The 23,142-nt window shown below is 57.2% G+C and carries 22 protein-coding genes, 1 tRNA gene and 7 pseudogenes; 10 read left to right on the forward strand and 20 right to left on the reverse strand.

The features are described 5' to 3' along the window. Positions 1-180: 180 nt before the first annotated feature. Positions 181-1,013, forward strand: a pseudogene (locus A0U93_RS01820) (IS701 family transposase); the annotation flags it as partial. A 77-nt stretch (positions 1,014-1,090) separates the two neighbouring features. Then, positions 1,091-1,640 (forward strand): annotated as a pseudogene (locus tag A0U93_RS01825) (transposase); the annotation flags it as partial. A 389-nt stretch (positions 1,641-2,029) separates the two neighbouring features. Here A0U93_RS01825 and A0U93_RS01830 read toward each other — a convergent pair. The 3 genes and pseudogenes from A0U93_RS01830 to A0U93_RS16910 form a co-directional block, all read right to left on the reverse strand. Next, positions 2,030-2,587, reverse strand: coding sequence for an NADPH-dependent FMN reductase (locus A0U93_RS01830; RefSeq protein ID WP_077805854.1), 558 nt, complete (start codon positions 2,585-2,587; stop codon positions 2,030-2,032). A 45-nt stretch (positions 2,588-2,632) separates the two neighbouring features. Then, positions 2,633-3,037: an NAD-binding protein gene (locus tag A0U93_RS16905; RefSeq protein WP_255318283.1), complete on the reverse strand. Its 405-nt coding sequence runs from the start codon at positions 3,035-3,037 to the stop codon at positions 2,633-2,635. A gap of 6 nt (positions 3,038-3,043) precedes the next feature. Further along, a pseudogene (locus A0U93_RS16910) lies at positions 3,044-3,523 on the reverse strand (NAD(P)-dependent oxidoreductase); the annotation flags it as partial. Between the two features lie 183 nt (positions 3,524-3,706). On the opposite strand from A0U93_RS16910, the gene A0U93_RS01840 reads away from it, so the two are divergent. Then, positions 3,707-4,435: a helix-turn-helix domain-containing protein gene (locus A0U93_RS01840; protein ID WP_245825017.1), complete on the forward strand. Its 729-nt coding sequence runs from the start codon at positions 3,707-3,709 to the stop codon at positions 4,433-4,435. A 6-nt stretch (positions 4,436-4,441) separates the two neighbouring features. On the opposite strand, the pseudogene A0U93_RS01845 reads toward A0U93_RS01840, so the two are convergent. Together A0U93_RS01845 and A0U93_RS17070 are read right to left on the reverse strand one after the other, a co-directional pair. Further along, a pseudogene (locus tag A0U93_RS01845) lies at positions 4,442-5,210 on the reverse strand (IS5 family transposase). A gap of 406 nt (positions 5,211-5,616) precedes the next feature. Then, positions 5,617-5,889: pseudogene (locus A0U93_RS17070) on the reverse strand (DUF6538 domain-containing protein); the annotation flags it as partial. A 471-nt stretch (positions 5,890-6,360) separates the two neighbouring features. On the opposite strand from A0U93_RS17070, the gene A0U93_RS01855 reads away from it, so the two are divergent. From A0U93_RS01855 to A0U93_RS01870, 4 genes are all read left to right on the forward strand, one after another. Beyond that, the gene (locus A0U93_RS01855; protein ID WP_077805858.1) at positions 6,361-6,603 is read left to right on the forward strand and encodes a type II toxin-antitoxin system Phd/YefM family antitoxin; all 243 of its coding nucleotides are present in this window, start codon (positions 6,361-6,363) and stop codon (positions 6,601-6,603) included. Further along, complete coding sequence (locus A0U93_RS01860; RefSeq protein ID WP_077805859.1) at positions 6,600-7,025, forward strand: type II toxin-antitoxin system VapC family toxin; 426 nt, start codon at positions 6,600-6,602, stop codon at positions 7,023-7,025. The genes A0U93_RS01855 and A0U93_RS01860 overlap by 4 nt, the downstream gene beginning before the upstream one ends. Positions 7,026-7,235: 210 nt before the next feature. Further along, positions 7,236-7,478 (forward strand): type II toxin-antitoxin system Phd/YefM family antitoxin, encoded by a 243-nt coding sequence (locus tag A0U93_RS01865; protein ID WP_077808250.1) that lies wholly within the window; start codon positions 7,236-7,238, stop codon positions 7,476-7,478. Further along, entirely contained in the window at positions 7,479-7,916 is a 438-nt protein-coding gene (locus A0U93_RS01870; protein ID WP_077805860.1) for a type II toxin-antitoxin system VapC family toxin, read from the forward strand. Positions 7,917-7,936: 20 nt separating this feature from the next. On the opposite strand, the pseudogene A0U93_RS17075 reads toward A0U93_RS01870, so the two are convergent. The 3 genes and pseudogenes from A0U93_RS17075 to A0U93_RS01890 form a co-directional block, all read right to left on the reverse strand. Then, positions 7,937-10,912, reverse strand: a pseudogene (locus A0U93_RS17075) (AAA domain-containing protein); the annotation flags it as partial. A gap of 1,108 nt (positions 10,913-12,020) precedes the next feature. Further along, complete coding sequence (locus tag A0U93_RS01885; RefSeq protein ID WP_077805861.1) at positions 12,021-12,233, reverse strand: hypothetical protein; 213 nt, start codon at positions 12,231-12,233, stop codon at positions 12,021-12,023. Then, positions 12,226-13,149 carry a hypothetical protein gene (locus A0U93_RS01890; RefSeq protein WP_077805862.1) on the reverse strand — a complete coding sequence of 308 codons (924 nt, stop codon included), beginning with the start codon at positions 13,147-13,149 and terminating at the stop codon, positions 12,226-12,228. Before A0U93_RS01890 ends, A0U93_RS01885 begins: the two co-directional genes overlap by 8 nt. Before the next feature lie 673 nt (positions 13,150-13,822). On the opposite strand from A0U93_RS01890, the pseudogene A0U93_RS01900 reads away from it, so the two are divergent. The 3 genes and pseudogenes from A0U93_RS01900 to A0U93_RS01910 form a co-directional block, all read left to right on the forward strand. After that, positions 13,823-14,026 (forward strand): annotated as a pseudogene (locus A0U93_RS01900) (hypothetical protein); the annotation flags it as partial. A gap of 11 nt (positions 14,027-14,037) precedes the next feature. After that, on the forward strand, positions 14,038-14,559 hold the full coding sequence (locus A0U93_RS01905; RefSeq protein ID WP_077805864.1) for a helix-turn-helix domain-containing protein: 522 nt from the start codon (positions 14,038-14,040) through the stop codon (positions 14,557-14,559). Next, positions 14,556-14,777 (forward strand): hypothetical protein, encoded by a 222-nt coding sequence (locus A0U93_RS01910; protein ID WP_077805865.1) that lies wholly within the window; start codon positions 14,556-14,558, stop codon positions 14,775-14,777. The genes A0U93_RS01905 and A0U93_RS01910 overlap by 4 nt, the downstream gene beginning before the upstream one ends. Before the next feature lie 151 nt (positions 14,778-14,928). On the opposite strand, the gene A0U93_RS17080 is transcribed toward A0U93_RS01910, so the two are convergent. From A0U93_RS17080 to hisB, 12 genes are all read right to left on the reverse strand, one after another. After that, positions 14,929-15,159: a DUF4113 domain-containing protein gene (locus A0U93_RS17080; RefSeq protein ID WP_147150931.1), complete on the reverse strand. Its 231-nt coding sequence runs from the start codon at positions 15,157-15,159 to the stop codon at positions 14,929-14,931. Positions 15,160-15,212: 53 nt separating this feature from the next. Then, positions 15,213-16,226, reverse strand: coding sequence for a Hint domain-containing protein (locus A0U93_RS01915; protein ID WP_077805866.1), 1,014 nt, complete (start codon positions 16,224-16,226; stop codon positions 15,213-15,215). A gap of 212 nt (positions 16,227-16,438) precedes the next feature. Then, complete coding sequence (locus tag A0U93_RS01920; protein WP_147150892.1) at positions 16,439-16,879, reverse strand: hypothetical protein; 441 nt, start codon at positions 16,877-16,879, stop codon at positions 16,439-16,441. A gap of 202 nt (positions 16,880-17,081) precedes the next feature. Next, entirely contained in the window at positions 17,082-17,801 is a 720-nt protein-coding gene (locus A0U93_RS01925) for a hypothetical protein (RefSeq protein ID WP_211274038.1), read from the reverse strand. 8 nt (positions 17,802-17,809) lie between these two features. Beyond that, positions 17,810-18,607, reverse strand: a complete 798-nt coding sequence (locus A0U93_RS01930; RefSeq protein WP_174807244.1) for a site-specific integrase — start codon at positions 18,605-18,607, stop codon at positions 17,810-17,812. Between the two features lie 135 nt (positions 18,608-18,742). Continuing rightward, positions 18,743-18,818 (reverse strand) — tRNA-Glu (locus A0U93_RS01935). Positions 18,819-18,873: 55 nt separating this feature from the next. Next, the gene (locus A0U93_RS01940) at positions 18,874-19,233 is read right to left on the reverse strand and encodes a histidine triad nucleotide-binding protein (RefSeq protein WP_077805869.1); all 360 of its coding nucleotides are present in this window, start codon (positions 19,231-19,233) and stop codon (positions 18,874-18,876) included. A gap of 21 nt (positions 19,234-19,254) precedes the next feature. Further along, on the reverse strand, positions 19,255-19,629 hold the full coding sequence (locus A0U93_RS01945) for a phosphoribosyl-ATP diphosphatase (protein ID WP_245825227.1): 375 nt from the start codon (positions 19,627-19,629) through the stop codon (positions 19,255-19,257). A gap of 171 nt (positions 19,630-19,800) precedes the next feature. Beyond that, on the reverse strand, positions 19,801-20,562 hold the full coding sequence (hisF, locus tag A0U93_RS01950; protein WP_077805871.1) for an imidazole glycerol phosphate synthase subunit HisF: 762 nt from the start codon (positions 20,560-20,562) through the stop codon (positions 19,801-19,803). Continuing rightward, the gene (gene hisA, locus A0U93_RS01955) at positions 20,556-21,890 is read right to left on the reverse strand and encodes a 1-(5-phosphoribosyl)-5-[(5-phosphoribosylamino)methylideneamino]imidazole-4-carboxamide isomerase (RefSeq protein ID WP_077805872.1); all 1,335 of its coding nucleotides are present in this window, start codon (positions 21,888-21,890) and stop codon (positions 20,556-20,558) included. Before hisA ends, hisF begins: the two co-directional genes overlap by 7 nt. Next, positions 21,887-22,528 carry an imidazole glycerol phosphate synthase subunit HisH gene (hisH, locus tag A0U93_RS01960; protein WP_077805873.1) on the reverse strand — a complete coding sequence of 214 codons (642 nt, stop codon included), beginning with the start codon at positions 22,526-22,528 and terminating at the stop codon, positions 21,887-21,889. The genes hisA and hisH overlap by 4 nt, the downstream gene beginning before the upstream one ends. Then, entirely contained in the window at positions 22,525-23,121 is a 597-nt protein-coding gene (hisB, locus tag A0U93_RS01965) for an imidazoleglycerol-phosphate dehydratase HisB (RefSeq protein ID WP_077808252.1), read from the reverse strand. The genes hisH and hisB overlap by 4 nt, the downstream gene beginning before the upstream one ends. Positions 23,122-23,142: the final 21 nt, after the last annotated feature.

The raw sequence follows: 23,142 nt of genomic DNA on the forward strand, positions 1-23,142 counted from the left end.
TTTTGTTTGAAGCTAAGGGCCCTTTTGGAAATTCACGGATGAGTGTTTCGGCGTAGCTCAGGGCTTCCCATGGTGATGTGGGTTATGGCCTCTGCGACATCGATAAAGGGCTCTGAGCCCGTCGCCGCATTGACTGACCGTCAGGTTGTGCTTTTCTGGGAATTTTGAATCTGGGTAACCATGATTCTGAACGAGATGAATGGCACGGCGTCGGTTGAAGCTGTCCTGGCGCTGACGTTTGAGGGACTCCGGGATGCCAAGGCATGAATGCGCCCGGTCTTCGGGCAGAAGCGGATCGCGGCGTCGGTGGGCCGTTTTCTGAAAACGTTACTGGGCAACGAGTTGCGCAAGACCGGCTGGATGCAGGCAGAAGCGGCAGGTGACCCAGCCTCATGGCGCCAGCAGGTCTTGCTGGGCCGAGCCCGGTGGGATGCCGATGCGTTGCGCGATGTCGTGCGAGATCATGTCGTGGGCCATCTCGGCGATCCCGATGCTGTTCTGGTCGTCGACGAGACAGTGTTCCTCAAAAAGGGAGCGGCCTTCTGCGCTGTGAGCCGGCAATACACGGGTTCCGCCGGAAAGATCACCAACTGCCAGATCGGCGTGTTCGCGACCTATGTCTCCGACAAAGGGCACGCATTTCGTAAGCGGGCACGCTACCTGCCGAAAAGCTGGACAGACAAACCTGAGCGACTGGTGGCGGCGCATGTGCCCGAGGATGTTCGCTTTGCCAGAAAGCCGGCGCTGGCGATTGCGATGATCGGACGTGCGCTGGCGGCCGACGTAACGTTTGCCTGAGTCGCGGGCGACAGTGTTTATGGCGTCGGTGACCTGGAAATGGCGCTGCGCCGCGCGGGCAACGGTTCGTGCTGGGCGTGAACGCCAATCACTGGTTTCACTCCTGGCGACCGGACGTCATGTGGGTCAGCGAGGCGCGCGAGATTATCAAGGCACTGCCCGACGAAGCCTGGAGCCGCGCTTCGGTCGGACACGGCACCAGGGGCGAACGTCTGTGTGCTTCACTGCCATGGTTCCGTGCCTCTCCTGATGCGAGCTTAAAACGCTCAGTCAACCGGCACAAAAGCGTCACAGGTCCAAAGGCGGTCGTCCTCCGTTTGATCCGGTGCTGATGCTCAAGATCCTGGTGGTCCAGACCTTGAACAATTTATCTGATGAGCGGACGGAGTATCTGATCAACGACCGTCTGTCGTTCATGCGCTTTCTGGGATTGGGGCTGTCGGACCGCGTGCCGGATGCCAAAACAATCTGGCTGTTCCGCGAGCGTCTGACACAGGCGGGGGCCATTGAAAGACTGTTTAATCGCTTTGACGTGACCCTGCGCAACGCGGGCTATCTGCCGATGTCCGGCCAGATCCTGGATGCAACACTCGTGGCTGCGCCAAAGCAGCGTAATACGAATGCCGAGAAAGCGGATCTCCGAGCAAGACGTATTCCCGAAGACTGACAGGACAGGCCCGCAAAGCTGTCGCACAAGGATCGTCATGCACGATGGACGCTGAATCACGAAGGCGAAGCGGCAGGACGATGGAACCATGCCATCGAGTGATCTCGCCATCCCGTTCTTGGGCTACAAATCCCACATCTCCATTAACCGGAAGTTCCGGTTCATCCGCAAATGGAAGAAGACGGATGAGGAAATAAAGTCACTCAGGCAAGCGTGGGCAAAGTCGTCCGCTTTGAGATCATTCGTTTGTGCTTCAAATTGTCCGACATGCGGCGAAACCGGCACGTCCGCTCCTCATCGTAAACATTACGAAACGGACATCGCCGACACTTCCAGCGTAGCTTGATTTGGTAATGATAGTACGGTCGTTTACTCGTTATAAATTCGACATTCGCACATGTATTTGCGTTGGCACTATCGTGCGTAGCAGTCCGTCTCCAGTGTTATTCCAAAATCTTGACGCTGTTCTTAGCGGTGAGTTCGATGTTCGCTTCGAACGGGGTGCTGACCGCGTTTTTCAATGAATTATCATTTCCCGCCTGATAATATGAACACATGCCGGGTTTACGTCGAAGAGGACAGGCTTTCGGCGAGGGCTGTCCAACCATCCTGGACTGAGGAAAGAGCCGCTTCAAAAGTCACTTCATCAAGAGGAGCATTTTCTCGAATCATGGCGTTTGAAAGAGTGATCGCAGGCATTGGAAAAACAGGTCTCATTTTGAGCCCGTCGGCGACCTGACATAGTTGTGCCGCGCACTTCCCGCCTCCATGACCGCCATAGGTGACGATCATCAGGGGTTTTCCTTTCCACTCGAGATAGCAGTGGTCGATTGCGTTCTTTAAAACGGCCGTATACCCCCAGTTATATTGGGGCGTCACGAAGACGAAGCCGTCCGCTTGTGCCACCTTTTCGCTCCAGGCTTTTGAATGCGGCTGCTTGTAGAGGCCGAGCGCCGGAAGGCCCGGTTCATCGTCCATGGGGAGTGGCCATTCCGCGAGATCGATGATCTCGATGGCGAGATTGGTCTTGTCCTGTCCGACTGTGGAAACCCATTGTGTGATAGCAGGGCAAAGACGTCCGGCCCGCACACTGCCCATGATTACCAGAACCCGTTTCGTCATTCCTATGGCCAAGCCTCAGTTGTGTTTGCACAGTTGCCGTCCGTCCTACTTCAAGCCGCTCTCCTGCCGCACGCGCTCCAGCAGCACGACGAAATCGCGATCGGCATCTCCGGCACTGACGGCGCTGAGCAGGCGATCGCGAACAACAGAAGCGTAAGGCAGCGGAACACCATAGTCGTCTCCGGCCTCCATGAACATTTTGACGTCCTTCAGGCCGAGCGTCACTGGCGCTCCGGGGTAGTCATAATCGTGCTCGATCATCAGCTTGCCGTAGTTCTTGTGAACTGGGGCATTATAGAAGCTGCTCGTCATAACCTCGAAGATTACGCGGGGGTCAGTTCCGGCTTTCTCATTGAGCGCGAACACCTCCGCCATCTGCTCAATGGTCGAATAGATCATGAAATTTAGCGATAGCTTGGCGAGATTAGCCTGTATGGGATCGTCGCCCATCCGAAAGATATGTGGGCCGAAGCACTTAAGCAGCGGCTCCAAGCGGTCCAGCACGTCCTGGGCACCGGCAGCCATCACGAACAATTCCCCCGCTTCAGCCGCAGGAGGGCGTCCGAGGACATTGGCGCTGACATAAGTCTGTCCACGCTCTGCATGACCGTCACGCAGGCGACGCGCCTGGGCGAGGGAGACGGTGCTACAGCAGACGTGAATGGCTTTTGACGACAATCCGGCCGCGATCCCGTCCTTGCCGAATGTTGTTTCCTGGGTGGTCGCATCGTCAAACATCATCGAAAAGACAACATCGACTTCCCACGCGACTGCATCGGGTATGTCTCTCAGCGTTGCGCCCCGCGCGACAAGATCAGAAGCTTTTGCCGCTGTCCGATTATAGACGACGAGTTGGTGTCCCGCGTCCAGAAGGCGTTTCGCCATAGGGTGGCCCATGGCGCCCAGTCCGATAAATCCGATTTTCATGGTCGTGTCTCTTGCTGTGCTTTTGCGAGCGCCGCTGGCGCCTGTGTTACTTCACGCAAGATTTTGGGGGAGTCGGGCTTGGCGTGCTTCATCATGTAAGCCAGATTTCAACTCATGCGCGCCACTTCATCCCTAGTCCCATCCTATATGGACAGTTCAGATGCGGATCTTCCCTGGCTGTTGGGAGGACATATGCAGCAGGACACCAGACGGGTTAAGGACATCCATTCTCATACCCGGGGTCAGATTCTTGGAATTGGGCATGGCGTTATGGGGGTGCGAACCGACAAGGCATACTGGCTGATCGGCCCCGGCCAGACTTTGTGGTTACCACCTTGTCTCTGCCATACAGCCCGTTCTCACGGTGGCGTGCGTGGATGGAGCCTGTTCATCGATCAGGCCCGATCCACGCTGTTATCTGCCCAGCCTTTCCTCGTGCGAGGTACGCCTCTTCTGATCGCGCAAGCAGAACGGTTATCGCATTGCACGTCAGATAAATCCTGGAGCGATGTTCACGCCCGTCTCGCCGAGAGTTTCTGGGATGAATTTCTGACCTTGCCCTGCGCGTCGGTTTCCCTGCCTTTCCCGACAGATGGTCGCTTGCGGCGTGTGGCTGATGCACTGAGTGAAAATCCGGCGGATGCGCGTGAGCAAGGGGATTGGGCCAACGAGGCTTCTATGTCAGTGCGTTCCTTCGTCCGGCATTTCGGAGTGGAAACGGGCATGCCGTTTACAGCCTGGCGTCAGCGGCTGCGTATCCTCAATGCCCAGGAAAGGCTGGCACGCGGGGAAACAGTCACAAGCGTCGCACTTGATGTCGGTTACGAAAGCCCGGGCGCCTTTTCGGCAATATTTCAGAAGATTACGGGACATAGTCCCGCAGCCTATATAAAGCTGTGCAGATTGAGCGACAAAGGTTAGGCTCTGTTAGGTCTTGATATGATCTGCTGCGGCTGCGATGCAGATGACGGAGATGAAGGAAGCGGCGGTTTTGTCGTATCGGGTGGCAACGGCTCTCCACTCCTTGAGGCGCGCCCATAGGTTCTCGACCAGATAGCGGTGCCGGTAGGCCCATTTCGGGCACGAGACGGCAGCTCGTTTCGTTTGGGCAGAATGACCGGGCGCGAGCCTCTGCTCCACAGTTCCTCACGAAAGCGGTTTGAGGCATACCCCCGATCACAGACAACATAGCGCGGTGCGACCGGCAATGCGTCCAGGAGCGCCATGGCAGAGGGCAGTTCGTGCGCCTGTCCTGGCGTTAGGGTGAACGACAGGGCTTTTCCGCGCCCATTGGCCGCTACGCAGACCTTGCTGCCAAAGCCTCCACGCGAGCGACCAAGTGCCTGACAATTGCTTCGGCTCTTTCGGAATCCCCCTTTTTGGCCGCTCCCGCCGCCTTGTGATGCGCCCTGATGTCCGTGCCATCGAGAAAGACCATGCCCAGGGCTGGATCCCGGTTTTTTGCTCGCTCGAAGAGTGCTTCCCAGACGCCGAGTTTTGCCCATCGAATGAAAAGCTGGGCTGCGGTCCACCAGGGGCCGAATTCAGAGGGGATAGATCGCCATTTCGCGCCGTTCTGGTGACGCCAGAAGATCGCCGACACCGTCTGACGCAAGTTGCATGGCGGTGTTTTACCTCTGGGACGCACCGCCTCGATCAAAGGCTCCCAGACCCGCCACGCATCATCGGAAATCACAGACTGCATCATGTTCATCACAAAGAGCTATGCAGAAAGCGAGCGCTTTCAAGCCCTAACAGGCCCTAATCGGCTTGTTCGTAATCAGATCGCAGGCCTGCTTAAATGTTATATTATAGCTTTCCCGCGTCTTTTCGGAGATTCCAGGGTTGTCTCGGAAAAAGGACTTGATATGGCCCGTCCACGGCTCGTCCGACTCATTCGGGCGCGCAGGGGAGGGATTTGGCTTGGGTTGAGTAGCAGGGGAGGTCAGCCCCCCGGTCAACTGGATAACCCTTTCCATGCCCGCTTGGACGCCCTTCTGGTGAGCCTCGCTCCACAAGTCGGACAAAATGGACGACATATTATTTTGTTCACGAATGTTCTCGTTTTCACAAGTTTTCCGTGAAATAATCATCTCCATCCATCAACCAAACTCATTTTTAATCTCTGATGGAAGATTGTCTATTTCATTCGAGTTCGTTCTGACGAATGACTTGAGGTCGGCTGATGAGATTTTCCCATCTGTATAGTTCCGAATCTCTTCTGCCAGTCTTCTTCTAATGTCCATCCAGATACCGTGAAACCCTGAGAGCAATGCAATGGCACGTTGACTGGCAATCATTCTATCAGAAGTTTTCAGGGAACGAACGACATATGAGCCAATGACAGGTTTCAGGTCGGCAGGAATCCTAACCCTTAGAAACCATGTCTAATATCTGCGAATCATATACGGAGTAGGCAAACTTTTGTCGTCCCATATGTAACACCAACATGTGCCACCAAGGAAAACGACAAGAAATTATACCAATAAAATCAGCCACTTAGAGTGAATGGCGTCCCATAGGGGATTCGAACCCCTGTTGCCGCCGTGAAAGGGCGATAAGTAGTGGCTAAATGGCTGGGCTATTCCGTTTAAAGTGTTGATAACAAGGACTTTCATATCACTGACTATCACTGGATACAACTGGATATCACATCAGGGTGGGCCCAAGATGGGCCCAAAGAGTTACCGCCCTTTTGGATTATCTAACGACATCTCTGTGAGCTGGCGCTGCCTCAGTTGAGAGTGTGAAAAGGACGCCATCGCTTACCACCACATACCTATTCTAATAGGCATGCCCACTGTTTTGCTCTATGATGTGACCAGTTTAATGGTTTGGAGTCTACGATGCAGACCGTCAATCTGGTGGAGGCCAAAGCCCATCTCAGTCGTCTGGTCGACCTGGCAAAGGATGGAGAGTCCGTCCGTATTCTGCGTCGCGGCAAGGTGGTCGCACAACTCGTCAAAGTCGAGCCGGTGCGTAAACGGATTGCAGTGAGTGCTCTGCGCTCACTGACCGATGCCATGACGTTGCAAAAGGAGTCTGCTGCGGACGTTATCCGCGAGATGCGTGATGAGGCAAGATATTGAGCCTCTATATTGATACATCTGTTATGGTGGCGGCCCTGACCAATGAGCGGGAAACTTCTCGAATGCAGGACTGGCTTGGCGCTCAGACACCTGAGGATCTTTTCATCAGCGATTGGGTCATGACGGAATTTTCCTCTGCGCTGTCGATCAAACTGCGGACGGGACAGATCAGCGTCACGGATCGCGCGAACAGCCTGGCGATGTTCACACGTCTGTGTGCCGAAAGTATTGGGGTCTTGCCAGTGACCAGTCAGAACTTCCGGACGGCAGCAAGGTTCTCGGACCAGTATGCGCTGGGTCTACGGGCCGGAGATGCCCTTCATCTGGCGGTTTGTGCGGATCAGGGCGCGACATTGTGTAGTTTGGACCGTCGCCTTGCAGAGACAGGGCCTCAGGTTGGTCTGGCTACCACTCTGGTGTGATCGAAATTGGCCGTAGCTGTAGCACTGACATTTCTTTCACGTTCGGGGATGAGAGCTTTTTTCGTGATGCTGGGTCCATAAAGGAATGATGCTTCCGGGGTGCTTTCTGAATGAACAGATAGGACCAGTAGATGGCTCAGGCCCAAGAGCATTCTCTTGCAATGAAGTCATATTCATAATATGACTACAGTAGTTTCAATGGGGACTGTCATGCACGAAATTCAGCTACGCGATGCCAAGGCGACCCTGTCTGCGGTTGTCGATCACGCCTGCGCGGGTGAGCCGGCCATCATTACGCGGCACGGCAAACCAACGGCTGTTATCCTGAGTTATGCGGAGTGGGAGAGACTTTCCCGCGTGCCCTCATTTGGCCGTTTGCTGATGAGTGCTCCACTGGATGAAGCTGACTTCCCGGAAAGAGTTGAGAGTGGTCTCCGGGAAGTGGAATTCTGAGTGTATCTCGTCGATACAAACGTCCTGTCTGCGGCCGCACCAACCAAGGCCCGGATAGAGACAGGTCTCGTTGAATGGATAGACAGGAACAGTGATAAGCTGTTCATTTCTGTCATTACAATCGCCGAGATTGAGGCTGGTATTGCCAAATTACGGGACAACGGCAGCCTGAAGAAGGCACAACGACTTTCCGAATGGCTTGAGACGCTTCTCCATCTCTATCAGCACCGAGTGTTGCCGCTGGATCTTCAGGCAGCACGCGAACTGGGATGTATGACACAGGCGGTACGTCAGGCTGGCCGTATGCCCGAAATGGCCGACCTGTCGATCGCGGCGACAGCGATGGTGAAGGGCTATGTCGTGCTGACCCGCAACCTGCGACATTTCCAGGGAACGGGGATCATAGCTCTCGATCCCTTTGAAAGCCTGCCAGCTTAAGGTTCGCAGGCAGCGCTCTCCTATAGATGAGGCGTGTAATGTGTATCTTTCATACGGCGCGCTTCATTCAGAGCCGTGGCGAAGCGGGCTCGTGTTGCCTGTCCCATACGGCTCATGCCGCAGGCATCGCGCATTCTTGCAATGGCATCCTCGTCCGGGCAGTCGATGGCGATGGCGCGGCAGGCGAGGTCTACGAGGGCCGGAAGAGGAACCAGCGCCGGGTCCGAGGATTTCTCAGCCGTTAATGATGTGAGGGACAGTCGTGGAACGACAGGCTGTCGATCCGACCACAGAAAAGTGCCAACATCTTCTTCGGTGCGCCCCATTGATGAGGGAATAGCGCGTTGGACGCGTTCACGAATCTCACGCCCGACGCGACTAAAACCGTGTGCCCGTGACATGGTCTGAATAAGCATATCTTCACGGATGACCTTTGCCTGATCGATTGTATGAATGACAAGGCGAGCTAACGTCGGCAAATAATCGTCCTGCGTGAAGCTGGATGGATCGGCCTCGACATCCGAACTGGTCGCGTCATCTGATGGAATGTGTTCGGGTGCCTTTGCGTAAAGGGGCTCTAAATGCCGGATCTCTTCAGGTGAATGTTCTGGGTCGGGTTGAGCAGTAACAGATTCAAACTGCGATGTTTCGGCAGAAGCAACGGGATCTTCTTCGCGCTCATTCACAGTCGCGTTCAGCAGTGCTTCAGCTTTTGCAGCATCCCGCTCTGCCTGATCAATGCGCTTCTGACGGGCAATCTCCAGAAAGCTCTGTAGGGCAGCATCAATCCGTTCAACCTCGCGAGGGGCATTCGTCCACCAGTCCGTGGACCAGAGGCGCAGAATATTCCAGCCGAGATTTTCAAGAACAGCCTGTCTCAGGCGGTCTCGGTCGCGCGCCGTTGCGCTCCGGTGATATGTGGCGCCATCGCATTCGACGCCTGCGAGGAACGTGCTGGGTAAATCGGGATCAATGACGCCAAGATCCACGCGGAATCCGGAAACACCGACCTGTGTCGTGACCTCCCATCCTTTTGCCTGAAGCATCGTCGCAACTTCGACTTCGAATATGCTGTCATACCCTCCGACAGACCCTTCATCCGCGCCTCCGCAGGATTGGTGTGCGACCCATTTTTGCCGGGTTCATAAATCCCTTTCGGGACAAAGCGGAAAGAGACTGCCTGATCCGCCGTGACCGGTGACGGAAAGGTGACCAGATCGCCGCCGTAATAAGCCTGATTTGAAAAAGCGATCAGACTTTCGTGACGACTGCGATAATGCCACTCCAGACTGATGGCTGGGACACCTGCTCCGAGGCATTCGTCAAGGATCGAGTCAAGATCGGTCATCTCGTCAGATGTATGAGCATCAGCCGCTGCCAGACCCGCCGTGAAGAAATCCGTGGGTGGCAATTGCTTGGGATCGCCAACCACGATGACCTGCTTGCCACGACCGATTGCGCCAATTGCGTCCCATGTTGCGATCTGGGACGCTTCGTCGAAAATAACAAGGTCGAACGGAGCAGCATCAGCGGGCAGGTACTGGGCGACTGACAACGGACTCATCATGAGACAAGGCGTGAGGGTCCGAAGGGCGCCTGGCATCTTTTCGGCCAATTGACGGACCGGAAGATGACGGGTTTTCTTGGCAATCTCGCGCGTCAGGACTTTGTATTCCGGATCGTGCTGTCCCGCGGCCTCGCCGGGAATACGCCCGGCAAGGCGTGCCCGGATCAGACGAATGGCCAAGGTTTTCAGCTTTTCGTCCAGTTCGCGGAACCTGACAATACGCCCTTCATGGGTCGCGGCTACGAAACCGCTTAACAAGGCAGAATCACTGACGGCATGCATGGTCCACCAGCGCGCGTAATTCGCTTCAAAAACGGCCAGCACGTCATTCCGCGCGATCAAACCGTGCTCAATGCCTTCGATCATGGGTGTCAGACCGAGTTGCGCGGCTTGGTGGTAGGCACGGCGCCACGAACACCAGTCGCGCAGTTCGCGAGCGGCCTCTTTCCAGTCCCGCAGCCTGTCTGCTGTCTGTTCGAGCCAACCGGGATTTTCGGGGGGAACCAGCCGGGTAACGTCGCTGGCACCACAATTTCCCAGTGTTTTCAGGGCAGCATCAAGGTCGGTAAATACCGCGAGATAACGGGTCAGGGAGGCGTGGACTGTTCCGCCGGGTGCGAGAAGATCCTGGCCTTCTGCCAGCAGAGTCCGGAGATGGGCGCGGGCGGTGAGCAGTTCTCCTGTCTCGGCTGTACAGCCCGCAAGGCGGGTACGTGTTTCCTGTCCCCAGTCAAATGTGGCGTTGATGGCGTCGAAGTCAGTATCCAGCCCCCGCCACATCGGACCGATGCTTGTCTTGTGAGAAGCATTCGTGAGTTTTTCAAGAAGGGTCGCACGTTCGACCAGAGCCTCAAGGTCACTTTCGCAGTCTTCAGGCAGGGCGATGGCATGAGGTTCAAGCCGTTTGCGAATAGCCTTCTGCCCCATGGAACGGGCCAGCAGCCACTTTTCCTTGACGGTACGCCATTCTGCAAGGGTTTCAGCCAATGGAAGAGCGCGTATGCTGTCTTTCCAGCGAGTATCAAGATCTGCTGTCAGAGCGTGGCACCGTGTAACAGATTCCTGTTCCCGTAATACGACATCGCGTGTTTCGCGGGCACTTTCCGTGAAGCTCCATGCCGCTGCGTGAGGCAACAGAAGATGGGAGCAAAGCGCTCTGATCTGCTCAAGCCGCTGATGGGAGAGATTGTTCTGAGGCAGCGAAAGCGCCTTGGTAACACTCAGCACCGCCTCTCTTAGCGTGTCGAGGGCGGAGAGTGCTCTATTGACGGCGTCAAGCAGTCTGCCTTCCCACAGTGGTGACCAGTCAGTCTGCTCAAGACCTGCCAGTCTGGGTGAGACGACAACATCTCCGATACGGGCAAAGGGTCGACAGATCCTCAACGGATTGGACCAATGTATCGTAATCGGCTTTTGAATGAACATCTGATCCCAACTCCAGGTCGTTTCAACCGCATCAACCGTATAGGCATCCCCGGAGGGCATGTCCCAGCTGCTGCCAGTTCCGCTGATGCTCATGAAATGGCGTGGCTCCAGCGTGATCCGACCAGGCAAGGTGAGCGAGATCGTACGATCATGCGCCACGATCTGATTGTATTTAGCCTCGGCAATCCGCTCTACATCGTCCTGCCGCGCCCCCGGCACGCGGAAGGTATAAAGCGTGCCCATGTTCTCGGACTGAGTGCGCGAGTGACCTTCCGCGGAGAACCACGTCTCAGCGACGGCGCGGCGCCGACTGTCCCAGGACATAACATGCACCATGACATTTTTGCTCGTGACGTAATCACGTTCCAGCATCATCTGCGCCGCACTAGCGCGGATTGGCTTGTCCGGCCCTGGGTCGCTGTAGTCAAAGGGGTGGATCACTGCAGAACTGGCGCCGGGCGACAGGGCCGGGTGGCAGACGATCGTGTTGCCGTCGGCATACAGGTCGCATCCGAATTCATCGGCAATGTAGCGTGCCAGATCGAATGCTGTCTGGAACTTGTGATGGGCGCTGGCTGACGTGCGTTTGTGCTCTACCTGCCAGAACTGTCCGGTCATGTTCGCAGGAAACGAGGCCTGCGGCGTCAGCCCAGCCTGTTTGATGATGGCATTCAGCACGTCCGGTCCAGTCTGGTTCAGCCACGCCATCTGCACGCGCATGTCCATCAGCTTGGCCAGCATGTCGCGGCACTCGACCTCCAGCTGCGTCTGATCTGGCGTCCAGCGCACCTTGTCGACTATGCCGGAGAACACTGTTCGCCACTGCGCGCCGGTGTGTGCTTCTTCGCGCATTTCGATAGCGACATTGATGTCAGGCGGCGTCTGGCCGGCGCTCACCGAGACGTCGAACCATTTGCTATCTTGCTGTGCGAGCAATGTGCGGTTGATGGCCAGGGTCAACTCTGCTGTATCGCAACGAGCGTAGCGGGTGCGGCTGAGCGTGAAGCCCTCCAGGGGCGTCTCGTCTCGTGTGGTTCCGTTGATCAGCAGGCGCGCACGAGGCTGCCGCCAGTGTGCCGCTTTCGGATAACCAACGACGGTGTAGGTTTCGCTCATGACGATACCAGACCCGGCACGCCAGCCGTCTGTGTGGCATCAACGGGTGGCAGCGTGAGTGCGACAGGCGCGGTCAGCCAAGACAGATCGGGGTCGGCCAGTCCGTTCATCTGGGCTATTCGCCACCATTGCGTGGCATCGTTCAGTTGTTTGGCCGCAACATGATACAGGCTCACGTCCGCCGCTGTGACAGTGATTGTGTCAGGCATGGACCAATGGATCTCCGATTGTCTGGCCGCCGGCCGTGAGCGCATTGACGTTCGCACGGTTGACGGACGCTCCGGCGTCGACCGAAGCGCTGTGCACTTCGGCGTTCTGACTGATGGCGATCAGCGAGGCTGGGTTCGTCAGGCTGATGCCTGACAGATTGGCACCGGTCTGGGTGATCGTCGCGCCGATATTCTCGCCAGCGGATTGCAGGCCTGTCAGCGTGCTCGACAAGCCGGACGGAACCGCAGAGAGGTTGATGCCTGTCACTGAGATACTCTGCACGGTCGTTAGGCCGTTCTCGGCGCTGGCCAATGGGCCACCGACGCCGATGATGTTGGCGATCGGCGTGACCTGCCCGATGATCGTTTGCGCTTGCCCCGCGATATTCTGCGCTGCCGTGGAAACGTCAGAGATCGCCGTCGTGATGCCGGACAAGGCGTCCGCGGCGTCATTGCCGATAAGTTTGGTGAGGGCCGTGAGGCTCGATCCTGCGCTGGTCGATGACTCGCCCGGCAGTTCCAGTTGCAACGAATAGGCGATGATTGCGCCCTTGGAAGAATAGTCATACCGGAAATACCGGATCATGACCTGCCATGAGAATCCAGCGGCCTGAAACTGGACCGGTTTTCCCTGACGGCGCATGGCCTGGATGGCTTCAGCGCGCGCATGTGCCGTAGGGCCGGTGAACGTTCCGCCAAGTTCCAGCCGATCAGGATCGTTTCCCGCGCTATCGATAATCCGGTCGCCGCCGATCAGTCGATGAATGACCAGCGCGTTCTGGCCGCCGACCGACAGACGCGACGGGACTTCCAGCCCGGTCAGCGTCACAGTCCCGATGGCGACTAATGCGCTATTGGCGCTACGGCCGATCGAGCCAAGCGCGGTTTCAATATTGAGCAGGCTTGTTGCGCTCATAAGCACCTCAAACGAAAAAGGCGCCCCAAAGGACGCCTATAAGTCTCACCAGCGGGCCCCCGCCTGAGGCGTGTTGCTATCTCGTGGGATATAGGGATACCCCGCTTCATTGATGGCCGGGTTCTCGGCCATTGCCTGTAGGGCGGGATCGGATCGAAGATCAAGCGGCAGATAATGTGAGCCGCTTGCTGTAAGTGGCGACCCTAAATCCATGCGCATGCAGCGACTGGCTGCGCCGTCGAAGGGCAGCGGACCGTTCGTCGCGCCATTTCCATATTTCATCTGCTGTCGAACGCACGTGGCATCAGACTGCCCCGGCATACGGCCCATAGCCGCACATCCGGAAAGTGCGAGGAGCGCGATGGCTGGTAGGACACGACATGTAATCATGCCGCATGTTATGACGACGACGCCAAAAAGTACAGCGGAATGCTCTCCCATGACCGTTCACGAATTCTGCCTCGCTTTGGTATGGGCCTTCTCCCGCTGTTACCATGATGGCACCCTGCTTTCGCACGGGAGATGTGCTGCAACACATCGTGACTTGACGCCACGTCAAGATAAGCCGTAAGTCGATGACTGTGAGGTGATAGTGGCATACCATTCCGAGCAACGGCGCCTTCGAGAGGCGCTGGAGAACGGCTCCCGAATTATATAGCGCTATCATGCAGACCAGCGCGCCAAAGAGCGCCGGATATCAAAGCTGATTGCCGAGCGCGTTTTGCGTCGCGGTTTCATTGATTGCGTCGAGGCATCAATGAACGGCGAACAATGGCGCGTTGTCGGCAATGACAACGATGGACGCAGGATCGGCGTTGTGGTGTGCCTGGAGGACGATATCTGCGTCATCTACGTCATCACAGTGATTGGTCTATGAGGAGTGAAGGCATGTTTCGTACGATCAAGGAGCATCACGAAGATGGTCTTGGCTTGCCCTATCCTGTGGTTCTGATTGAAGCTGCTGAAGAAGAGATCGATCCTGCAACGGGCGATGTCGTTGGTATCCACGTTCCGGACATCGAAGGGCTCGCCGCTGCGGTGGCGCTCGCGCGCGTTCTGACGCCCACGGGCCTTCTGCCGCAGGAAGTCAAGTTCCTTCGCGACGTTCTCGATCTTGGCTCTGCTGAGTTTGCGGCTGATCTATCCATGGATCCGGCAACCTACTCCAGGTGGGAGAACGGAAAACAGCAAGTGGGACAATGGGCAGACAAGCAGGTGCGCCTGATTGTCGTTGCGGCGCTGCGGGATCGCTTCCCTCATTTCAGTGTTGATCCCAAAGAGATCGTCGGTATGCGGCCATTATGCGCAGATCCTCGGCAACTCGCGCCGTTATTGCGGATGCGGCGTCGCGCGTTGCCGCAGCATACCGATATGGATGATGAGTGGGATACGCTCCCGCTTGCAGCGTGACGGTCCACGAATTCAGCCTCGACCGAATCGCCGCCGACCCGGAAAAGGGCGCCGAGCAGATGCAGCGCTTGTTCGGGGGTGATGTCGACGAAGCTGCTCTCCGTCAGGCTCAGCACTTCATCGCGATCGACGCTATGGACCAGCCGCATTTCTGGCTGGAGGTGAGGGCGCACCTGCGGGAGATGGAACTGCGCGGGCGGATGGGCACGGTGCATTAAGGGGCAGGGCTAACGATTAATCTTGAAGATTAACGAGAATTTAACTAAGGGTTACATTGCCGGGTGGCGATCTGTCACCTGTGATGACGGAAGACGGCCACCATGCGCCTGTTCCTCGCATGTCTCACGTTGATATCCGCAATGACCGCTCTCACGGCGACATATTACCTGAGTTACAATCCTGCGGCCAATGGCCCTGTAACGGAGTCGCAGAGCGCGGACAGATCTTCGCGCATCGTGATAGTGGAGAGACGCTAGGTTTCGCAGTCAAAGGGCTCTGGGAACATCTTCCTAACCAACTCCGAACCCCCACGATCTCACTCAGTCTCGTCGTATAGCGCGCCGATAGCAACGTCTGGCGCGTCTTCCACGTCTGCTGGATGGCAGTCGAGGTGACGCGCTTTCAGATTTTTCGAGTCCTGTGGATTTTTGTTATCACGCGTAGTCCAAGAGGCATGCCTTGATCCTGTCCAGTTGCTCGCTTTCCCAGATCATAGGACAGCAATGCGCATGCCGGGCTGGCCTGTTATGCTGGAGTGGATACGTCGCCCCATTATCGAACTTGCGGTGGAAGTTATCGAACTCGAAATAGGACTCCGACCATGCACCGTCCGCTTGCAGAATACTGTGCTCGGACAATTCAATATGAAAATACTCCATTTCCTGCACCTCGGTCGCACGGACGATTGTGCTGCCGTTGATCAGGAGGAAGGCGCAGATCCGAACACCGTCAACGTAGATGCCATGCAACGGCGAGACGTAAAAATCGCGTGTCGGCATATCGGGCCCGAGTGAACCGGCTTTGAAGCAGACCGGCTGGAACTCATGTCGTCGGCTAACAGGATAGTTGCGGGCGCTATCCTGTCTAGTGCCGATCCAGATGACAGGTTTCATGTCGCCGCTGATCGTCAGCACCATGTCGCCAATAAGAAGATCCTCGACAGCAACGTCGCCACGAGCAGTCTTAATCAACGTGCCGCCGCAAAAACAAGGAGGGTGGTTAAGCTCTGTGATTGCGTTGACCGGGTTAGGGTCCTTTGGCAGTGGCGTTTCGGGCGTGGCCGTGAATATTGCGAAACCATTAATCGTGCTGAATGGCGTAAGCGTGGCTATACCAAGTTCTCGGCCACTCACGCCAATTCCCCACTGTGTGGGCCCCGTCCAGTTCGCAGGCTTATCTGTATCGATATTGAGGCTATAAGTTTGAAAGCCCTCTGTCTGGGACACCGCGTTACCGGGTATGCCCTGCGTTCCTGTAGGTCCCTCCGACCCAAGACCGGTGATATTGGCTGTACCTTCTCCTGCAATAGTCACCGTTCCATTGATTGACGTCACGTCATACCAATAGTCGTTGACTGTCGAAGACGGGGTTGATGCTGTGGTGAATGTTCCTTGCATCGAAGTGATGCCGGATTGGAGCGTGAAATCCCAAACGGTCTGATCAGTCATCACAGCCTCGCATAAGTTCCGGTCGACTCGTCGTAGACCATTGTAAGGAATTTTTGCGTGGATTGTCCTGCGTTGCAAGATAGTTTCATTGATGGCGGCCGCTTAGCTTCAATGGGCTATCGTGCCAAGCCCAATAAACAGTTTAACTATTTTTCTCGAAACACGTGTGTTTCTTAAAAAACAATGAAAGCCGCCCCGAAGGGCGGCTTCTGTTACGCGTGTTCGAGGCGGCGCGTTTTCTTGGCTCGGATCTTGTCCGCGAGACGAAGATTGACGCGCGTGATCGTCGCATCCTGGCGCTCAGACAATGTCTCGCCACCAAACAGACCTGCGTCGAACACCTTGAGAGCGCCAACGATTGGTCCGAGGCAGCATTCATCAAACATCGCCAATGTCACCGTTTGCGGCGTGGCATTGGCATTCTGCGTCAACATGATCCCGTCAGTGACAACCTGAGCGCGCATGACGACCGGCGAACCTGCCACCTGCATGGCATAGAGGCCGGGCCCGACATAGCGACGCATGTCCTTACGAAAAATCGCCCGGTCATTCATCCGGAAGTCCGGCGCCATGTTGAGGCCGTTGACTGCTATCCAATCAAGATTGCCCCCATTCGGGGGAGACCCCGCTGCCCGTCCCAAGATGTTGCCCATGACACTGCCTCCGGCGTCTTGGCGAAAGGGCGCAGGAACTCGACTGTGCTCGGCTTCCACTTGAGTTGCTGTTGCGAGCCCTTGCCGTGCTTCCGCCTCTGCGGGCCAGCATGAACGAGGAGCGCACCCTGTATGCCGACGCGAGAGGGCAGACGGGCGAAAAGGAGAAAGGGGGACCGGTGAGCGCGATGGACCCGATGACCTACGAGGTGCCGGGCGAAATGGCGCACCTGCTTCTCACCATCCAGCCGGTCATGGGCATCCGCACGTGCTGAAATGCCCAGCACGGCAGGACTACAAACGCTTCAACGACGGTAATCAGAATGCCGATAGCCGCAAAGGTGAACTCAATATAAGGCATCATCGGAATCACATACGCATGCTCAATGCCGACCAGCATCAGCATCCCCATCATCAGCCCGACAAACGACAACGGCCCCGATGCGACCGCGCCCGCCATTGCAGCCGCCCCCGCTGGCCCGCCCAGCAACGTGCCCCCGGCCAGCCCGCCGAGAACAATGACGGACAGCGTATTAATCAACTCGTTCCCGAAATCCGCAAGCTGCTGAATGGGCGCGCCGTTCGCCGGGTTAATCCCCACGAGGTATTTGTCACCAAGGCTAAAAACCTTGGAAAACAGCCATTTATTGACTCCGTGCAGTGACGCAGTGCTGCCTTGGGTGCTGCCAGCGAGCGCTGCATTCCGCAGGTCCGCCGTGTCGTCGCTGGCGTTCCATGAGATAGTCATGGGCTGCAACAGGGCTTCCCCGGATTTCACGAATGTCCCGGCGTTCGACCATGAATTGATGTCGATGTGCCCCGTCCTGTCAGTGCTCGACATCGGGGGAAGAGTCACTTGCGGGATGTCTGATGCAAGCGAATAAGCATCAGACTGCAACCGGGCGATGCTCATATAAAGCATCCCGGCGGTCATCCAGCCATAGCGGTTCCCATCGTTGAGAAACGAGGCGACAGCACTGTCAGAGCCGCCCTGGACATCGACGAGACACGCACACAAGGCACAGAGAAGCCGCGACGATTGCGGCGCTGAAATCCCGCCAGCGGGTCACCTCGGCGGGTGCCCTGTTCGATAGCGAACCGCACGAGCCACACATCGTCGGGGTGACTGTCCGAGGTCACGGCCTCAATCAGCCGGTCAAACTCACTCTCTGCACCATTTGCACCATCTGTCAGGCGGCGGTTGCGTTTGCGGTCGGCACCTTCTGGGCGCTTCACGACCCGGCCCGACGCATGGTTGATGATGCCGACATCCCATTCGCTGATGGCATGCTGAATCACAGCGGCCAGCAGGTTCATGCGCTTGACCACGGTTCCGGGAGCATATCCGGCAGCAACCATGCGGTCACGGAAGCCGCGCACGTCCGCAGGGCTGAACCGAGATAGCTTCACCCCCGGCAGGTCGGAATCCCGCAGGATGGCCGGGATATGTCCCGTTCGGTCGGCCTCACGGTCGGCCATGCACTCGGCTGCATACCGGGTTACGAGGTCGGAAATCGTGGTGTTGTCGAGAGGCCGGGTGTCCTGAAACTGCCCGAGTTCCGCCTTTGCCGCCGTCTCCGTCAGCCATCGGCGGGCTAGGGCAGCGGTCGAGAAGGTCTGTTGAACCCGGCGGCCATCGACCACCTTCCGGGTCTGATACTGCTTCGGCCCCCGATAGGTCACGCCACGGGGCAACGCCTTCCCGGTCGCCTGGGTCAAGGCGGGCACTCACGCCCGGCCTGCCATCAGCAATCGCATCATCCACCATGCGACCGAGGGTACGATGTTCCTCGCGATGGTGCAAAAATGGTGCAAATAACGGTATTTTTTGGAGGGATTTTCCAAAAAAGTGAGGAAAATCAATGGCGTCCCATAGGGGATTCGAACCCCTGTTGCCGCCGTGAGAGGGCGGTGTCCTAGGCCTCTAGACGAATGGGACGAGGCGAGGGGGTGGATAGGCGATTGTTTCTGTCTTGGCAAGCCTGATCGCCAAATTATTTTGCTAGCAGGGGGCCTAAAGGTGCACCGCCGCAAAGATGCACATGATAATGTGGAACTTCCTGGCCCGAATCAGGCCCGACATTGCTCAGCAGTCTATACCCGCTTTCTTGCAGTCCCATGTCACGTGCGACCTTTCCGACAGCACGGGTCATCTCCACAATCTCGGTAGCGGATGCGTTAAGACTGAAATCGTCAAAGGAAACATATGCCCCTTTGGGAATGATCAACACGTGCACAGGCGCCTTGGGCGAAATATCAGCAAAGGCCAGGACGTAATCATTCTCATATATCGGCTGAACAGGGATCTCCCGCCTCAGGATACGCGCAAATATGTTTTCTCGATCGTATTTCATGGCTGCTGCGCTCTCCGGTGTTCAGGAAATCTTCTGACGGGCCGCTTTTTCGGCAACCCCGCTTGTGCCCTCTCGACGCTGCAATTCATGCCAGACTTCATCGGGCGCAACGCCCGCATCGACCCACATGACAATAAGATGATACAGAACGTCCGCGCTTTCACCGATTAGCTCTCGCTTGTTTCCGGCGACCGCCTCGATCAGGCACTCCACTGCTTCCTCACCGAATTTCTGCGCGACCTTACGTTTCCCACGCGAAAGAAGACGCGCCGAGTGACTAAGCGCGGGGTCGGTGTCACGACGTGATTCAACTGTCTGATAGAGGCGATCCAGAACGCTGGCATCTATGGTCTGAATCGATGCACCTGAAAGCGTATCCAGAATCTGTTTTTTCACAATCGATTTTGCAGGTGTAGTCTTTCTTTTTCCTGCTTTCTTGGGCGGCGCCTTCGCGACGACATCGCCTTTCTTTTGTTCAACTGTACGATCGCGCTTCGGTGTAGATTTGGCCACGCTCAGTTCCCTCAATTACCACTTCGAATGATCGGTTTCACGACTTCCAAATGCTCATTCCCCAAGTCGAACAGGAAGACCGGCTTCATTCAACGCATTTTTAACCGTGTCGATCCCAAATGTTCCAAAATGGAACACGCTCGCGGCAAGAAGACCGCTTGCACCGGCCCGGGCACCCTCGACGAAATGCTCTGGCGATCCAACTCCGCCTGAGGCAACAACCGGAACATCGACCGCACGACAGACGGCTTCGAGAAGCGCCAGATCGAACCCGTCACCAGTACCGTCGCGATCCATGCTCGTCAGAAGAATTTCGCCTGCGCCGCGCTCCTGCATCTGTCGGGCCCAGGCGACAGCATCGATGCCCGTCGGTTCGCGGCCACCCTTCGTATAAACCTCCCAGCCGCCGCGCTGGTTGCGACGGGCATCAATGGCGACGACGACGCACTGACTGCCGAACCGCATGGCGGACTGATTGATCAGGTCGGGATTGACGACCGCCGCCGAGTTCACGGCACACTTGTCTGCGCCTGCCAGAAGCAATCGACGCATATCGTCGGCACTGCGAACACCCCCGCCGACCGTCAATGGCAGAAAGACCCGCTGGGCGGTTCGACTGACGACATCAAGAATTGTGTCCCGATTTTCAATACTTGCCGTGATATCGAGGAAAGTCAGCTCATCGGCACCTGCGGCATCATACACAGCGGCCTGCTCGACCGGATCGCCGGCGTCACGCAACGATACGAAATTGACCCCTTTGACAACGCGGCCATCCTTGACATCCAGACAGGGTATAACGCGCAGCTTCAGCATGCTGCACCGTCGAGCGCCCGTAGCGCGTCCGCAAGAGAGATACGCCCGTCATACAGCGCACGACCCACGATAACGCCGCTGATACCCGGCACATGATCGGCTGTCTTGCGCAAGGCACGCAAATGTTCAAGTGAGCCGACACCACCGCTGGCAATGACAGGAATGGAGAGTTTTTCCGTCAGAGCCGCCGTCTGTTTCAGATCCAGACCTTCAAGCATCCCGTCGCGCGTAATTTCCGTGAAGATGATGGCAGTGACCCCGGCATCCTGCATCCGGGATGCCAGATCGCTTGCCGTCATTTCAGATATTTCCGCCCACCCTTCGGTCGCCACGCGCCCCTGACGAGCATCGATTCCCGCTACGATACGACCCGGATAGGCACGTGCAGCCTGCCGGACCAGTTCCGGGTCCTTGACCGCGACGGAACCAAGAATCACCCGCGCCACGCCCGCTTCCAGCCAGCGTGTGATCGCCGCCATGTCACGTATTCCGCCGCCCAGCTGGACAGGGACGTTCGACGCCCGAACAATGGCTTCCACAGCGGCCACGTTGGCGGATTGACCCGCAAATGCGCCGTTGAGGTCGACGACATGCAAATGCTGGCAACCGGCGGCCATGAATGCCCGGGCCTGTGCCGCCGGATCATCCGAATAATGCGTTGCATCGTTCATCTCGCCTCGGCGCAAACGCACACACGCACCATCCTTGAGATCAATCGCAGGATACAGGGTCAGATGATGGCGCGCCGATGGCATGACAGATGGTTCTTCCTTGCGAACGGAGGAAATGGATCGTTGGGAGGAGGAGCTTTCCTGACCCAGCAACTTGAACAGATAAAGACCACGAATGATCTGCCCGCGATCACGGGCATAATAAGGGTGAACGCCCCATTGTTCGAAACCAAGAGACTGAAACAAGGCGATCGCGGCCTTCTGGGTTTCGCGTATATCGCAGTTCAGAACGCGGCAGCCCATGGCGGTCGCCGCTTGCATGAGCGCCTGAGCCAGAGCCTGACCGAGGCCTCGACCACGCATATAGGGCGCAATATGAAATCCGGAGATCGTGGCACTCATGGCCTGGGCTTCGTTGTTGCGGGGCGGGCGGGTCAGGAGCGCAGCCCCCTGAATGACACCGTTTTCACGCACTACGAAGAGGCCGCGCTCCGGCACCAGCAGGACACCCTGGAAATAGCGCTCCAAAGTGGGGAGGGCAGGCGGTTGCAACCAGCCGAAACCGCCCCCGTCGAGTATTGCCGCCGTCGTCGCCTCGCACAGGGCCGCGAGGTCGTCGGCGTCAAGTTTCGTCAGGCGTTCGGCGTGGATCGTCATGGCTGCCAGAGAAGGAAGTTGGCCATAATACGCAAACCGGTGCGCTGGCTTTTCTCAACATGGAACTGCGTGCCGCAACGATTACCCCGCGCGACGATGGCAGGCACGACGCCGCCATACTCGGCACTGGCGACGAGGTCGGCCGGATTCCAGTTTCGCAACGCATAGGAATGCACGAAATAGCCGTGGGCGTCAGGCGAAAGCCCTTCGGTCAAAGGATGCATGCCCGCGCGATAATCCAGCCTGTTCCACCCCATATGCGGCAGGCGAAGCCCTTCGGCCGCAGCCTGATCCATGCGCGCGATTTCACCATCGATCCAGCCGAACCCTGGTGTTTCCTCATGTTCCAGGCCACGCTCGGCCATCAGTTGCATGCCGACGCAGATACCAAGAAATGGTGTCCCCGCCGCCGTCGCATCGTCGAGAGCCGCACGCAGTCCGCCATGCAATCCGGCAGCGCAGTTTGCGAAAGCGCCCTGTCCCGGCAGGATGATGCGCTCGGCGTCACGAACAACCGCCGGATCGCCGGTGATAACAACGGGGTTCGGAAGGCCGAGATCCGCACTGGCACGCCGCGCTGCCTGTGCTGCGGAGGCCAGATTACCGCCGTTGTAATCGATGACGACGATCGGTTTCACAGGACGCCCTTGGTCGACGGGATGGCGCCCTGCGCACGTGGATCGATGGCCACCGCCATACGCAGGGCCCGCGCGAATGCCTTGAATCCGCTTTCGGCAATGTGATGCGCATTTCGCCCGGCCTTGTTCGTGACGTGCAGGGCGACGGAAGCGGACATGGCGAATGCCCGGAAAAACTCCTCGAAAAGCTCGGTATCCATCTCGCCGATCCGGTCTCGTGGAAACGTGACGTTCCACGCGAGATAAGGCCGTCCGGATATGTCAACCACCACTTCCGACAACGCTTCGTCCAGCGGCACCAGCGCATGGCCGAAGCGCGTGATGCCGCGCTTGTCACCAATCGCCTCCGAAAACGCCTTGCCCAGCGCGATGCCAATATCTTCGACCGTGTGATGACCGTCGATATGCAGGTCGCCCTGACAACGTAGCGTCAGATCGAAGCCCCCATGCTTGGCCAGCGCCGTCAGCATATGGTCGAAAAAGCCGATGCCACTATCGACATCCGCCCCGCCGCCGCCGTCGAGGCTGATGGCGAGCGTGATATCCGTTTCGCTGGTGACCCGGTGTTGCCGGGCGGTTCGGGATCCGTTCATCGTGGTTTTATATCGCAACAT

This window comes from Neoasaia chiangmaiensis (assembly GCF_002005465.1).
Classification (GTDB): domain Bacteria; phylum Pseudomonadota; class Alphaproteobacteria; order Acetobacterales; family Acetobacteraceae; genus Neoasaia; species Neoasaia chiangmaiensis.